11 protein-coding genes and 3 riboswitches are annotated in these 15,558 nt (G+C 39.5%); of the genes, 5 read left to right on the forward strand and 6 right to left on the reverse strand.

Translation table 11 applies throughout. From position 1 onward, the window contains the following. The first annotated feature begins 157 nt into the window (after positions 1-157). Positions 158-1,138, forward strand: coding sequence for a zinc-binding dehydrogenase (locus CEQ83_RS04880; protein ID WP_154989500.1), 981 nt, complete (start codon positions 158-160; stop codon positions 1,136-1,138). A gap of 237 nt (positions 1,139-1,375) precedes the next feature. Beyond that, positions 1,376-1,942: a DedA family protein gene (locus CEQ83_RS04885; protein ID WP_223546326.1), complete on the forward strand. Its 567-nt coding sequence runs from the start codon at positions 1,376-1,378 to the stop codon at positions 1,940-1,942. 117 nt (positions 1,943-2,059) lie between these two features. On the opposite strand, the gene atzF is transcribed toward CEQ83_RS04885, so the two are convergent. From atzF to CEQ83_RS04910, 5 genes are all read right to left on the reverse strand, one after another. After that, the gene (gene atzF / locus CEQ83_RS04890) at positions 2,060-3,808 is read right to left on the reverse strand and encodes an allophanate hydrolase (RefSeq protein ID WP_155017019.1); all 1,749 of its coding nucleotides are present in this window, start codon (positions 3,806-3,808) and stop codon (positions 2,060-2,062) included. Between the two features lie 14 nt (positions 3,809-3,822). Then, positions 3,823-7,434, reverse strand: coding sequence for an urea carboxylase (gene uca, locus CEQ83_RS04895; protein ID WP_155017020.1), 3,612 nt, complete (start codon positions 7,432-7,434; stop codon positions 3,823-3,825). A 16-nt stretch (positions 7,435-7,450) separates the two neighbouring features. Continuing rightward, complete coding sequence (locus tag CEQ83_RS04900; RefSeq protein WP_098626043.1) at positions 7,451-8,104, reverse strand: urea amidolyase associated protein UAAP2; 654 nt, start codon at positions 8,102-8,104, stop codon at positions 7,451-7,453. Between the two features lie 20 nt (positions 8,105-8,124). Next, the gene (locus CEQ83_RS04905) at positions 8,125-8,862 is read right to left on the reverse strand and encodes an urea amidolyase associated protein UAAP1 (RefSeq protein ID WP_155017021.1); all 738 of its coding nucleotides are present in this window, start codon (positions 8,860-8,862) and stop codon (positions 8,125-8,127) included. A 47-nt stretch (positions 8,863-8,909) separates the two neighbouring features. Beyond that, positions 8,910-9,014: riboswitch (guanidine-I (ykkC/yxkD leader) on the reverse strand. A 124-nt stretch (positions 9,015-9,138) separates the two neighbouring features. Continuing rightward, positions 9,139-10,488: an APC family permease gene (locus tag CEQ83_RS04910; protein ID WP_155010407.1), complete on the reverse strand. Its 1,350-nt coding sequence runs from the start codon at positions 10,486-10,488 to the stop codon at positions 9,139-9,141. Positions 10,489-10,551: 63 nt separating this feature from the next. Further along, a riboswitch (guanidine-I (ykkC/yxkD leader) is annotated at positions 10,552-10,653 on the reverse strand. A 211-nt stretch (positions 10,654-10,864) separates the two neighbouring features. Continuing rightward, positions 10,865-10,966: riboswitch (purine riboswitch) on the forward strand. A 509-nt stretch (positions 10,967-11,475) separates the two neighbouring features. Here CEQ83_RS04910 and CEQ83_RS04915 point away from each other — a divergent pair. Next, positions 11,476-12,801, forward strand: coding sequence for an amidohydrolase family protein (locus tag CEQ83_RS04915; RefSeq protein WP_223546327.1), 1,326 nt, complete (start codon positions 11,476-11,478; stop codon positions 12,799-12,801). A gap of 47 nt (positions 12,802-12,848) precedes the next feature. Here CEQ83_RS04915 and CEQ83_RS04920 read toward each other — a convergent pair whose 3' ends face one another. Then, entirely contained in the window at positions 12,849-13,046 is a 198-nt protein-coding gene (locus tag CEQ83_RS04920) for a cold-shock protein (RefSeq protein WP_013055689.1), read from the reverse strand. 424 nt (positions 13,047-13,470) lie between these two features. On the opposite strand from CEQ83_RS04920, the gene CEQ83_RS04925 reads away from it, so the two are divergent. Together CEQ83_RS04925 and CEQ83_RS04930 are read left to right on the forward strand one after the other, a co-directional pair. Beyond that, positions 13,471-14,103: an NAD(P)-dependent oxidoreductase gene (locus CEQ83_RS04925; protein WP_033578197.1), complete on the forward strand. Its 633-nt coding sequence runs from the start codon at positions 13,471-13,473 to the stop codon at positions 14,101-14,103. 173 nt (positions 14,104-14,276) lie between these two features. Then, complete coding sequence (locus CEQ83_RS04930) at positions 14,277-15,263, forward strand: Gfo/Idh/MocA family protein (protein WP_155017022.1); 987 nt, start codon at positions 14,277-14,279, stop codon at positions 15,261-15,263. Positions 15,264-15,558 lie beyond the last annotated feature (295 nt).

Genomic DNA, 15,558 nt, shown 5'->3' on the forward strand with positions numbered 1-15,558 from the left:
GCTATCCTTTCTTATAAATTTATTTATGGATATCTATTTATTTTCTAATTTGTATTATAGACAAGCTCTCTTTAAAATAAAAATAGTAAGCAAATCATTTTTAGATAAAATAATAAAAGTAACGCTAAGCAAATGATTTAAAAAGGAGAGTTAGACTGTGAAAGCATTATTATTGCAAGATAAAAATAAATGGACAGAAATGAAAGTAGAAGAAATAGAAAAACCTCTTCCAAATAAAGGAGAAGTAGTAGTTGAAGTTCACGCAGTGGGACTTAATCCAGTGGATTATAAAACGGCTACTAATGGAAATCCTCATTGGACATATCCTCACATTCTAGGTTTGGATGTAGCTGGGACAATTGATGAAGTTGGAGAAGGAGTAGTTGACTGGAAAAAAGGAGACCGCGTTGTCTATCACGGGGACTTTATGAAAAAAGGCGGATATGCTGAGTATGCGGTCACAACTGCTCATTCAATTTCGCGCATTCCTGATGCTGTTACATTTGAAGAAGCTGCTGCATTGCCTACGGCAGGTTACACGGCGTATGAAGCACTATTTCGTAAACTTCCAATGAACCATATTCAAACCATCTTAATTCACGGAGGAGCTGGAGGCGTAGGGGGCTTTGGCGTGCAGCTTGCTAAAAACGCTGGAAAAACCGTTTTCTCAACAGCTTCAGCACATAATCATGAGTATGTGAAGTCGTTAGGAGCTGATTATGTAATGGATTATCGCGAGGAAAACGTCGTAGAAAAAGTATTGGAGCTGACAAATGGTCGCGGCGTAGATGCTGTGCTTGATACGGTGAGCGCAAAGAACGCAACGGATTCTTTAGATATGATTGCCTATAGAGGACATTTAGCACATATTGCTGGTGCACCTGATTATACAAAAGTAAAGCCTTTTACAAAGGTGATTTCTTATCATGAAGTAGCTTTAAATGCTGCACACCACATTGATGACATGATGGCGCAAGCGGATTTAGCAAAAATGGGAGATGAGCTTTTAGCATTAGTAGCAGAGAAGAAAGTAGCTCCGATGATTGAGCGCATCATCTCGTTAAAAGAAGTGCCAAGTGCATTAGAAGAGCTTTCAAAACGCCATGTGAAAGGGAAAATTATTGCTAAAGTTAAATAAATAGCAGGACAGAAAAGACTCTTTTATTACAACTAATAAAAGAGTTTTTTTTCTGCTATTTTCTTTTTTTGCGTTACTTCACTTATGAACTGCATATGATAGAAGATAATCAAATATAGCAAACGGGTGCGTATAAGCTTTTTTTACTAGTAAAATTGCTTTGAAATCGTGAAATTTTGAATAGTTTGAGTTATGATGAAAGAACGTGAAATTTGTATGATTGAAAGGAGAAAAAAGGTGCAAGGGTTTATTGATTTTGTACAAAACTTAGGCATAGTGGGCATCTTTATTGCTACAGCAATCGAAGCTGCGGCAATTCCTTTTCCGTGTACGTTATCGATTTTGCTCATTGGCTCGGTTCTGCAGCTCTCAATATGGAAAATCCTTATGGTTTCAGCTGTCAATACCGTTATTTATATCGCATTCAACTATATTCCGTTCGTGATGGGATACAGGTTTGAATCTATTACCAAGCGCTGGTTTGGTGAAAAAAATATAAAGCGTGCCCAAAAGTGGTTTCATAAGTATGGAAAATGGAGTATTACGATTTCTCGGCCCATCAGTATCGCAAACTATATAACCTATTTGGCAGGCCTTAGTAAAATTAAATCTAAGGACTTTGTTTTATACAGCACATTAGGTATTTTTCCATGGTTTGTTTTTTTGCTCTATGTAGGAGGACTTGGAGATATTGAAAAAATCCAAAAATATTTGCATGATGTAGACCGTTTAATATTTGTTATTCTTATAATCGGAGTGATAGTTGGTGCAGGCTGGTGGATGAAAAAGAGAAAAAGTACATAAAAAAGACCGGACCAAATAAGTGATTCCTTAAAATAAGAGCGCTTTTATAGTAAGGTTTTTATAACTCAAAAGAGCCGCCTCTAAGTCGAAACCCTGACTTAGAGGCAGCTCTTTTATTCAACTATAAACAGCCCGCCAGCTTCTATAAGACGTAATATCCTCCGCATCTTCTGTCGCATGAGCTTCACAAAGAAAACCCGCTACTTCACTGCCGTCTTCGAGAGTGATTTTGCCTAGTCCAAGAGGAGAAGGGATAGAATCGGCAAAAGAGCCGAGTAGTGATAAGGGCATTTCCCAAAGTTCAACTTCAATTTTTTCTCCTTGTTGATGCGTTCGCAGCAGCCCCGGTTTTGCTGGAGAAGTAGGCAGTTTAAAAAGCTGGTAATAAGGAGCGGTTTGGTCTTTTCGTACGAATGAAGCTCCGTGTTCACGCATTTGAAATTCAAGTGGAAACCCGCGCATATGCAAACCGCAAACAGCTACTAAGGTTGTATCTTTTCTTGAATCAACCGTTCGTTCACCATTTAAAAACACTTCGCTAAGCCCGCAAATGAATTGTTCGCCGTCAAATGTAGAGAAAAATGAAATGCCAAACGGTAAATCAAGATCTGCATCTTGAGATGGAAGAGAGACAGCGCATAAGTCGAGCAAGTTACAATGGTTTGTAAAACGCCCCATGTCACTGTTTGTTTCAATTGGATTTTCTCTTACTTGTTCCCGCGTCCACGTTCCGCCTGCTGTCGGCATAACAAGAACAGCATTTTTAAGCTGATGATATGCTTTATGTTTAAAGGATTGAAGCTTATGTGAAGCTTGAAATAAAGCAGCAGCATCATATTCTGATTTAGCTCCTGAACGAAGGACTTGCTCGGTTACAGGAAATGCTGTTTCTTCATGAGAAGTAATAAATTCTCCTAAGTCAGCCCAGCGCTCCGCTACGTATGGGCCGTCATACAATAAAGCAGCTGCTTCGCTTAAATACGAGCCGTCAATGTATTCAATGGGAATAGATAAACCTTCAATCTTTTTCACTGCTTGCTTCCAAGCTTCCTCGTACTGCTCAGCAAACGGTCCGTAAAATGAGAGCGGTTCTTTTACCATACAAATTTTTTCAGGGAGAGCCGAAGAAGCCCGAACAACAGAGCGTGACCATGGATCTTGATCGTCTACTCCTCTAATAATAGAATCTACAAGCAGTACGTCACTCCATTCATGAGCAAAAGCAGTGACGCAGTCTAAGCTTTTACACGCCGGAACTACACCTGCAGATGGCCACGCTCCGAGAGAAGGTTTATAGCCAATTAAACGGTTTAAACCGGCTGGAACGCGCCCTGAACCTGCTGTATCGGTACCTAAAGAAAAAGCAGCGTGCCCGCGAGCTACGGATACAGCTGACCCTGAGCTCGATCCGCCGCTAATGAGCTCGGACTTTAACGCATTGTGCGTTTCGCCGTAAGGGCTTCGTGTACCGACCAGCCCTGTAGCAAATTGGTCCAAGTTGGTCTTTCCAAGAGGAATAGCACCTGCATCAATAAGACGTTGAACAACCGTAGCATGTGCAGAAGGGATATACGTATATTCTTTACATCCGGCTGTCGTTGGTACATGTGCTATATCAATATTATCTTTAACGGCGAATGGAATTCCCCATAAAGGTAACGCTTCAGGGCTTAGGGTAGCTAAGCGATCGAGATAAGGTTTTAACTCACCGAGTGTAGGAGGGGTAATCCAAATGTTCATATCTTTGTCAGCTTCTACACGCGTAAGAATTTGATGTACTACATCTTCCGGAGTTAATTCTTTTTTGATATACATATCACGTAACCATTGAACCGAAAATGTTTTAGGCAAACTAACTGTTTTCATTGTATCCACCGTCCTTAATGAGTAATTGGAGAAAAGGCTTTTATACCGGCAATCAGCTGTCCAGCCTGTACTTCATCGCCGGGTTTTACATGAATAGAACTGATATATCCATCCATAGGTGCTAGCTGTGGAAACTCCATTTTCATGCTTTCTTCGATAATTAACGTATCGCCTTTTTTAACTTTTTGTCCTTCTTCAACAAGAACTTTCCATACGCTTCCCGGCATTGTACAGCGGGCGGCCTCCGTACCTTCAGGCAGTTCTTGTTCCGTAATTTCAGCTGTTTCATGTTCAGAGACGTACTCAGCTAAGCCGAGTGCTTTCCAATCTTCTCGCTCTGTTTGAAAAGCAGCCTGCTGGGTGTGACGAAAAGCAGCCGTGCTTTCTTCAATAGATGAAAGAAAATCTAAATATTCTCCAAGTTTAAACGTTGTCTCCGTAATATCTGCTTCAAATCTCCCGCGAAGAAAATCTTCGCGCAGTTTTAAAAGCTCATCTGCTTCTACTGGGTAAAATTGAATTTGATCAAAGAAACGAAGAAGCCACGGTTTTCCTGCTTCAAAACTTTCCGTTTGACGAAGTCGGTTCCACATTTGAATCGTGCGTCCCACAAATTGATAGCCCCCAGGACCTTCCATTCCGTATACGCACATATACGCACCGCCAATACCAACTGCATTTTCAGGTGTCCATGTACGAGCGGGATTATATTTCGTTGTCACTAAACGGTGACGAGGGTCTAGAGGCGTAGCAACAGGCGCGCCTAAATATACATCTCCAAGCCCCATTACAAGATAATTAGCGTCAAATACAACTCGTTTCACATCTTCAATGTGATCCAGACCGTTTACTCGGCGAATAAACTCTAGATTGCTTGGACACCAGGGTGCATCTGGACGAACGTTTTGCTGATAGCGTTCAATAGCCAATTGAGTCGCAGGATCATCCCATGAAAGCGGAAGTTTTACAATACGAGACGGAACTTCCATTTCTTCAAGTGGAGGAAGTGCGCGATCTATAGCTGAAATGTGCTGGCAAAGTTCAAGAATAGACATCTTTGTTGCATCAATATGAATTTGAAGAGAACGGATACCAGGCGTTAAATCTAGAACTGGTAAATCCTTATGCTTTTGAATAGCTTCCATTAAAGCATGCACTTGGAAGCGAAGCAGCAGATCCAGCTCCATTTCTCCGTATTCTACAAGTATATTTGCATCGCCTGAGCAGCGGACGGAAAATGGGAAGCGTCTATTTTCCGTTTCGTTAATCAGCAGCGGATAATCGCTTTTGAGCGGCTGTGCTACTGGATTTGTAAGCACAGGAAGTGATGCAGATGTTCCGATATGCTGTAAAAAGTCTTCCTGCGTACACTTGAGTTTTTCAGCTTGTTCAAGGTCAATTAATTTAAACGAAATTTTATCTCCGGGATGAAGCTGTCCTATTTTCCAAAACTCTGCTGAAGCAGTCGTAACAGGGCAAACAAAGCCGCCGAGGCTCGGACCGTCTGGGCCAAGTAAAATAGGCATATCTCCGGTTAAGTCTAAGGTGCCGATGGCATAGGCATTATCATGAATATTTGATGGGTGCAAACCGGCTTCTCCTCCATCTTCACGGGTCCAAAAAGGAGCGGGACCTATTAACCTAACGCCTGTTCTAGAGCTGTTAAAATGAACTTCCCATTTTGTATCTGTTAGCTGCTGTAAGTACTCTGGCTGCAAAAACTCTTCTGTACAATGAGGGCCGGGAATCACTCCGATTGTCCATTCTTTAGACATGGTCGGCTGGTAGGAAAGAGCAAGTTCATTTTCAACGTGAGCGTAGTCAGAAACACGCAGTACATCTCCCGTGCGAAGTGCTCTTCCGCCGTGTCCTCCGAAACTTCCTAGTGTAAAAGTAGAAGAACTGCCTAATATTTTAGGCATATCAAGTCCGCCGCCAATCAGTAAATACGTGCGCATTCCTTCGGTTGCTTCACCAAATGAAAGAATTTGTTCCGGCTTTGCTTGAATGGTTTTATACATGGGAATTTCAGCGCCGTCTAATGTAGCATGCATGTTAGCACCGGTAATACAAAAAGATACATCGTCTCTAAATTTATAAGAGCCGCCTCGGAGAGTCATTTCAATTCCCGGGGCATCCGGTGAATTTCCGAGAAGTTTGTTTCCTATGCGAAAAGCAAAAGGATCCATTGGGCCGCACGGAGGAACTCCTACATTCCAGTGCCCGGTGCGTCCCGGGTAATCTTGAACAGTAGACTGAACGCCGCCGTCTAAAACTTCAATTGCTTGTTCGCTCGGAGTATATGAGTTAAGCATTTGAGTATACACATCGCCTGTTTTACACGCTTTTTCTTCTAACAGTCCCTGCAAGTATTGAAGATTAGTAGTAACGCCGTATAATCTTGTCTCTTTTAAAGCAGCGCTCAATTTTAGAAGAGCTTCTTCTCGTGTTTTTCCATGAACGATAATTTTAGCTAGCATAGGATCATAAAGTGATGTTACAGTAATGCCGTCTCGCACCCATGTTTCAACTCGAGCACTTTTAGAGAAAATGGCTTGGTCGATTTGCCCGCCGCTTGGACGAAAATCATTTAAGCAATCTTCGGCATAAATACGCGCTTGGATACTGTGACCTGAAGGAACAGGAAGCAAAGAAGGAAGGTTTACCAGCTCATCGCATGCTTCTTTAAGCATCCATTCTACTAAATCGATGTTTAACACTTCTTCTGTAACGCCGTGTTCTACTTGAAGACGAGTATTTACTTCTAAAAAATAAAACTTCTCCGCTTCGGCGTCATATAAAAATTCTACTGTTCCTGCACTTCGGTATCCCACTTCTTTAGCTAGTCGAGTAGCTGCTTGCAGCATATTTTCCCGTATATATGAAGGGAAGTTTGGAGCTGGACTTTCTTCAATTACTTTTTGATTTCTTCGCTGAATAGAGCAGTCGCGTTCCCCTAAAGCTACTACTTCTCCAAAAGAATTCCCGAAGATTTGAACTTCCACATGGCGAGCTTTTTGAATGTATTTCTCTAAAAAAACACCGCTGTTTTTAAAGTTTGTTTGTGCTAAATGGCAAACTGAGTCAAAAGCGGCTTGAAGCGCTTTTTCATCCTGGCAAACACGCATTCCAATTCCGCCGCCCCCAGCTGTACTTTTTAACATAACGGGATAGCCAATCTCTTCAGCAGCACGTACAGCTTCTGATACATCTGTAATAAGAGGTGTACCAGGAAGCAAAGGCACGTCCGCTTTTTGCGCAATTTCCCGAGCTGAATGTTTCAATCCGAATATTTCCATTTGCTGAGGTGTAGGACCAATAAATACAATTCCTTCAGCTCGACAGCGACGAGCAAATTCCGCGTTTTCGCTTAAAAAACCGTAGCCTGGATGAATAGCTTCTGCTCCTGTTTTCTTTGCGATATCTAGAATAAGGTCTTCGTTTAAATAACTTTCTTTGACCGGGCCGCTGCCAATTAAAATGGCTTCATCTGCTTCATCAACGTGCAGGCTGTCTTGATCAGCTTCTGTATAAACAGCCACAGATTTCACTCCAAAATGTCGTAATGTTCGCTCAATTCTAACGGCAATTGCTCCTCGGTTCGCAATTAATACTTTTGTAAACATAGATGAACACTCCTTTTTATAATGAATCCCAAATAACTAAGCGAATAGGGGTAGGGTTATAATCGTTGCACGGATTATTAAGCTGAGGGCAGTTGCTGATCAATACAAGTGTAGGATTGATCGCTTCCATTTCTACATAGTATCCAGGTGCAGACACTCCGTCATTAAACGTTAATCCGCCGCTTGGCGTCACGGGTACATTCATAAAAAAGTTTACGTTCGGTGCTAAATCTCTTTTAGTGTAGCGGCTATCATATTTTGATAGCTGCAGCATAAATGTATCTCGGCAGTTATGCATCGGAAGCGTGTCATGTGCATAACGTACGGTGTTGCTTTGTGCGGAACAAGCTCCGCCTAGGGTATCGTGGCGTCCGCACGTGTCAGCTACAATTTTGACTAGTTCTTTGCCAGATTGAGAAAGCAGCACCGTGCCGGTGGATAAATAAATATTTCCTTGATTAGCAATCGTCGATACTGCACTGTAATGATCTTCTGGATTTTCTGCATCAAAGAATAACGTATCCGCTGCTTGATTGCCTTCTACATCTATTATTCTAAGAGTTTGTCCTGGTTTAAGTTCGTGCATCCAGCCGTCCCCAGCCAGTACCGTTTCATCATAAATTGCGTTCTCTATTTTTCTGCTACTTTCCACTCGGTTAAATACAGCCATTATAGAAGCCTCCTTCATTTTTAAATCGTTGATAATGTTTTATTTCCAAGCAATAGGTCATAAGACCATGTGTTTTCAAACGCTCGTTTATTTTCAGGTCTAAAATTTAAACAGTAGTCATCTGAGCTAACAGGAGCTGCTTCATCTACGGTTATCTCAATCGGAACAGAAGGATACGTTTTACTTGGGTCTAAAGGGTTAGGGGTATTAGACAGTACAAAAAGCAAATCCATTTCTGTTCTAAGCGTAATAAAATCTCCTTTTTTACAATGAGAAGAAACAAAATTCATATTGCCTTCTTCGTCGCAGTATACTTTTGAAAATAAGTTAAGATTAGGGACTAAATCCCGTGTTGTTAAACCGTTGCGCAGAAGCTCCATTGAGAAGTTTTCTTCTCCATTCCTTCTCCATGCGTTTCGGGATTCTTGATAAGTAGATGCACCGTATTTTTGCTGAGTGAAGCTGCGCGTAGTATAGCCTGAAATGGTATCATGCCAGCCGGTGGTGTCAGCAGTGATGCTTGCAAATACTCTGCCGTTGTCACTCATCAGAACGTGTCCTTTTGTTAAATGAGCAGTATGCTGAGCTTTTAAGGTATCAGGCATGTTGTATCGTTCCGTTAAATCATAAGCGTTGTACAATAGTAGGGATGCGTTTGCACCGGATTCTTGTGCGGTAAACGTCACTGATTTTCCTCTCCCAATTCGTCCTGACCATTTTCCGCCCGCTGGGATGGTTTGCTTCCAGATATAACTCATAAAATAACCTCCTTAGAATAAAAAAAGGATAAAAGCTTGGGAGAGTAGTCTCCCAGGCTTTTATCCTTCCGTGTTATACAGCATAGCGCCATATCGCTCTCTCTCGGACCAGTCTTTAACATATGTTAAACGGAACCCTAGACAGCTTTTTTGTTCTTAACATCTGTAAGAACCTTTATCCATTTGTGGCTTTCGATTAATCGTAGTATAGTATGTTTGAAAATAAGTTGACAAGCAGTTTGTTAGAATACCTGACACAAAAACTGATTTTTTAGTTTATTTTTCAGGAACCGTCACTTTTGAATGATCTCTCTTTGCAAAAGGAGCCGATAGTCGAGATTTTACAAATAAATAGAGAAATCCAACCGTAAGCCAGGCGACACCAATCAAAAGAGTGTCTTTGTTTAACAGTGTGAGCAGCCATCCGATAAATGCCGCTCCTATCAAAGGGAAGATTAAATAAAGTATTGTTTCAGTAAACGACCGTTTCTTTAACTTAATATAAAAATGGGCAATGACTGATAGATTAACAAATGTAAAAGCGGTTAAGGCACCGAAACTGACAAAAGTAACGGCTGTGTTTAAATCAATAAACATTCCCAAAAACGAAAAAGCGGTAACAAGCAAGATATTCACCACGGGCGTTTTAAACGTTGGATGAATATATGAAAATACCTTCTGAGGCAGCACGGATTCACGGCCTAAAGCATATAAAAAGCGAGTCACGCTTGTGACTGAAGAAACTCCTTGAGTAAAGGTTGCGATAATTAAGACCGTAATAAATAGACTGCTTAAAAGATTTCCGCCCACTAATTTTACAAGGGTGTAGGCAGCATTATCAGGATTAGTAAATGTGAATCCCGGATAGGCAATCTGTGTAAAATACGAAATAGCGATGTACATAACAGCTGCAATACAAACAATAAGAAAAATGGCTTTTGGAATGGTCCTTTCCGGTTGAATCGTTTCTTCCGCCATTGTTGTCACGGCATCAAATCCTAAAAAGCAAAAGCAAATGAGCGCAGCTCCAGAAAAGATAGTCGTAAACGGTACATCTGAAGCCAAAAAAGGATGAAGTGAAAAAAGAGTAGAAGAACTAGCTTGACCTGTTGCAATATCTTTGATGATAAATAAACAAAACAAACTTATAAATAGAATCTGAACTACAACAGAGATGCCGCTTATACGAGCGACAGATTTAATACCAACAATATTGACTAAAGCTAAGATAATGTTCATGACAATGACCCATACGTATACAGGAATAGAAGGAAATTCTGTATGCATAAAAATACCAAATGTTAAAATAGCGATAATAGGGGAGAAAATATAGTCTAAAAGAAGTGCCCAGCCTACTAAAAAGCCAAGGCGAGGATGTATAGCTTTTTTCGTATACGTATAAGCAGATCCTGCTATTGGATATGCTTTTACCATTCGGCTATAGCTATATGCGGTAAAAAAGATAGCTAAAAAAGCAATTAAATAAGCAAGGACCATTTGCCCTCCAGCCGCATCGTAGGCTACTCCGTAAACTGTAAAGAAAATCATCGGAGTCATCCAGGCAAGACCCAAAAATACAATTTGATATACCTTTAGCGATTTACTTAACGCTGGTTGGTTGTTCATATAAATCCCTTCTTTCCTCTATTTTATACTAGTAAAAAAGAAAAGCCTGGGAGAATGATGTCATTCTCCCAGGCTTTTATCCTTCCGTGTATACGGACCGTTCCGTACGCTCTCTCTCGGACCAGCCTTTAACATGTGTTAAACGGAACCCTAGATCGCTTTTTGTCTTCAACAGAGTGAAGACCTTTATAGATAATGTAAGTAGTTCGAAGTATAAGCAGGATTATAAGAAGATGCAACTACTGTGTTAGATAGTTTAACAAACTTTTAAAAAAAGTAAACTTTTGTAAAAGGCGAACTATATATAATTTTATTAAAAAGATTATTCGCTTATATTTGACTTATGGAGAGACCTATAGTATATTTGTAGACAAGAAAAAGCTAAATACGGTTCACTCATATATGTTTGAGAATATGGCTCAGACGTTTCTACCTTATCACCGTAAATGATAGGACTATGAGTAAAAAGTGAATCTAGGTTCCCATTTTTACGTTAGTAGAAAGTTTGGTCCAAGCGATTCACATATTCATTTTTGAAAAGAAGTGGATATGACACCGAAGGGATAAAAGCCCAGGCGGGTAGGTTTTTGCTCATTGTATTTGAGAGACCTGCCTTTGTTTGGGCTTTTTCTTATGTGTCTATTTACAGTGTGAGCGAGTGGTGGAAATTTTTTGCTTGTATCTGCATTGCTTTCTGGGGAGAATAGCGATGCAAAGCATGAAATCACTCACTGAAGCTTTATCTGTAAGCCCTCATTTAACCATGGGAAGTACATTCTATCTATTTTCTAGCATTTTTTCTTTGATGAGCAGCGTGGGGACGCTGCTCCTTTTTTTTGTTCTTGCTTTTTTCTCTGTAAATAAAGGCCTTTAGAGAGAAGGTGATTCGCGAAATTTGGCGAATTAATGCTTTAAACAATAAATGATAAATAAGATAAAGCGGTCTATGAAAAATGAAGAAGTTGAAAAATTGAGGAGGGAATTATATTGCTTCACTTAATTAATGTTCGCTTGCCAATTATGCACGATCACGCTCTTTTTGAAGTGAAAATTTCAAATGGAATGTATACTTCTATCGTTTTACAAAACGGTTATCTTGAAGGTGACGAGTTTTTTCCGCTACACGCGGCCGTGTTAGGAAAAGAAACGTCACTTGATGCACAGGGGCGTGTACTATTACCAGGATTTGTAGATATGCATATGCATTTAGACAAAGCTCATTCGCTTCCTCAAGTACCCAATCTATCTGGAACTCTTCAAGAAGCCATTAAAAATTACAGCAGCAGCCTGCCGGCATTTCCAGAAGAAGAAATTAAGCAGCGAATGTTAAAAACTGCTTTGCAGGCATTAGCTAACGGTACGACTACGATTCGAACGCATATTGATTTTGACTGCAGCATGGAAGAAGATAGCTTATTTCGAAGTTTACAAGCGGCTGTCGAAGTGAGAGATGAATTAAGCCCCTATATGGATGTGCAGGTTGTTCCGCTATTCTCTAACTTAGACATTGATGATATGCATAAGATGACTAAAATTGAACGAGCATTCGACCTTGAAATTGATGCGATTGGAGGCTGTCCTCATTTAGCTGGAAATCCAGAAAAAGAGATTGATGCTCTGTTTTCGCTGGCTCAAGCCTATAATAAACCTCTTGACTTACATGTGGATGAAAGCGATGATCCATCTGTTGATACGATAATTAATATTGCTCATAGAACAATTGAATTGAATATGGAAGGAAAAGTGGTAGTGGGGCATCTTTGTTCGCTTGCAGGAATGACTGATGCAAAAGTGAAAGAAATCTTAAACCTTTTGAAACAGGCGAAAATTGGAGTTGTCACATTACCTGCTTCTAATTTATATTTACAGGGAAGGGAAGATAAAGGAATTGTAAGACGAGGCGTAACGCGTATTCGCGACATACAAAAAGCAGCGATTCCGATTGCTACTGCATCTGATAACGTGAACGACCCCTTTCATCCGTTTGGAAAAGCAGACTTGCTGCAAGTAGGGTTACTAACTGCCTATGCTGCACATATGGGAAGTCCAGATGATCAGCGGCAGTTGCTCCGAATGATTACAAGTATACCAGCCCGGCTGATTGGAAAAGAAAAGTATGGAGTGGAAGAAGGAAACGAAGCAAACTTTGTTCTGTTAAATGTCCAGTCTGTACAGGAAATATGGACTGAACTTCCTGAAACTCGCTTTGTTTTCAACAAGCATCGCTGGCTTAGCGTAAAAGAGACGCATCAGCGGCTCGCGGATACGAACTTGACTAATCTTTGGCAGGAAAATCAAATTTTAATTGGTTAAATAGACATAAAAAGAAGCTGTCACTAAAGTGACAGCTTCTTAATCAATTACTTTTGAACGTTAGCAGCTTGTGGTCCACGAGCTCCATCTTCGATTTCAAATGTAACTTCTTGACCTTCTTCAAGTGATTTGAAACCTTCGCCTTGGATAGCTGAGAAGTGTACGAATACGTCGTCTTGTCCTTCTACTTCGATGAATCCAAAACCTTTTTCTGCATTAAACCATTTTACTTTACCTTGTACCATTGTAGTACCTCCTGTGTGGAAAATCCACGAATATATTACTATCTCTGCTCAATTTCAATAAGAATCACTTTAAAGAAAGTCTTTCTATTTGTTAACACCGAACAAGAAATAATATACCTAGTATAACACTTTTTTATAAAAAAGAAACCTTTTTTCATAAAAAAGTACTCTGAGATAAAAATAAGTTGAAAATATGGGAATATTTTGAAATAGTAAATAAGCTATTGTTTTGTGGATTTTTTAGCGATCCCTAAAATCTTTTATCGCGTAAAAAAATGAATAGTGAGGTTGACAAATTGAATAACGTGTAACTATAATGGTTACAACGAGCTGAAAAGAAATAGCAGTGTTATAAAAGCTCAAATTTTTTTGTGTAATGTGTAACTGTTGTGGTTACAATAAAAAATAAAAGGAGAGAATAAAAATGAAAATTGGCGTTATTGGAGCAACAGGAAAAGCAGGTCAATTAATTATGGAAGAAGCAAAACAGAGAGGACATGAAGTAACAGCCATTGTTCGAAATGCTTCTAAACTAAAAAATCAAACAAACGTAATTGAAAAAGATATTTTTGTCATTACTTCAAAAGACATTGAACAGTTCGATGCTGTGGTAGACGCATTTAATGCACCTCCCGGAAGTGAACAGATGCACGTTGAGTCTATACAATCACTTATTAAAGCATTTCAAGGTGTCCAAACGCGACTCGCAGTAGTGGGCGGAGCAGGAAGTTTATTTGTAGATGAAGAAAAAACAATGCCTTTAATGAGCACAGAAGGTTTTCCAGCAGCTTATTATCCAACGGCTTCAAATATGGGCAAAGGTTTAAAAGAACTAGAAAAATCAACTATAGATTGGACTTATTTAAGCCCAGCCGCTTTTTTTGACCCAGAAGGTGCTCGCACTGGAGCCTATCAATTAGGAAAAGATCACGTGATCACAAATAGTCAAAATGAAAGCTATATTAGCTATGCTGATTATGCGATTGCTTTAATAGATGAGTTAGAGAATAAAAACTATGTAAACGAACGTTTTGCTGTAGTGGGTGAGAAAGCATAAGCTTACGTTTGAGTCATATAAAAAAACAGCTTACATTTGTTGTGAGCTGTTTTTTTATATAGAACAAAATAGATATAAAGCAACGGAAAATGGTATAGATTTTTTATTATTTCTTCGTTTTTCTTTTTAAAAACGATACAATACAACATAGATGATAAAAAGGAGATGAAAAGATGATTCGTTTTGGTGTAATAGGAACAAACTGGATAACAGATCGACTGTTAGAATCAGCTCAGTATGTAGACGACTTTCAGCTTGCAGCTGTTTATTCTCGAACTATTGAAAAAGCAGAAGAATTTGCAGGTAAATATGATATTCCTCATATATTTACTGATTTAGAGGAAATGGCAGCAAGTGCTGAAATTGATGCCGTGTATATTGCTACTCCAAATGCTTATCATGCGGAACAAGCTATCTTATTTTTGAAAAATAACAAGCATGTACTGTGTGAAAAACCGCTCGCAGCCAATGCAGCAGAAGTAACTCGGATGATTCAAACAGCCAAGAATCACAATGTGTTACTAATGGAAGCGATGAAATCAACCCTTCTTCCTAACTTCAAAGTGATTCAAGAGAACTTACATAAAGTTGGTCCAATTCGAAAATACGTGGCATCTTACTGTCAGTATTCTTCTCGTTATGATAAATATAAAGAAGGTATCGTGCTTAATGCCTTTAAGCCAGAGCTTGCCAACGGTTCACTGATGGATTTAGGTGTATATTGTCTTTATCCTCTGATTACGTTGTTTGGAGGGCCTCATAAAATAAAGGCAACGGCGTTTATGCTAGAATCTGGAGTAGATGGAGAAGGATCAGTTGCTTTAGAGTACGAAGATCGTGACGCGGTCATCATGTATTCTAAAATTACAAATTCGCATTTACCAAGTGAAATTCAAGGAGAAAAAGGCAGTATGATTATTGACAAAATACATACCGCTGAAAAGGTAGAAATTCGATACAATGACGGACGGGTAGAAGAGTTAACGGTCGATCAGCCTTATCCTGCTATGTACTATGAAATAAATGAATTCGTAGAGCTGTTAAAGCAAGGAAAGATGGAATCGGACACAAATTCTTATGAAAATTCATATCTAACAATGCACGTGATGGATAAAGTGCGAGAGCAAATCGGTCTTGTATATCCGAATGATAAGAAATAAATAAAAGAGGCTGGACAAAAGTAGTTTAGTTGAAGGAAGATCCGAACGAGTTTGATTCTTGATGGAGAATTAAACTCGTTCGGATTTTTTAATGGGTAGGGTAAAAGCAGGTTTTAAGTAACAAGTAGTGACCCTTATTAGATGATTTATACCATTTGTTCGTCTCTAAATTGGATTTAGATCGTTATGTCTCATTCTCTTTTATTATAGTTATAAAGAACATAATTGAGATTCGAAATCTTGTTGCAGCACACTGTAAAAGCAAATATGTTGAAACAAGGGAAGTTTTTTAGTA

The sequence above is a fragment of the Priestia megaterium genome, from assembly GCF_009497655.1.
GTDB classification, from domain to species: domain Bacteria; phylum Bacillota; class Bacilli; order Bacillales; family Bacillaceae_H; genus Priestia; species Priestia zanthoxyli.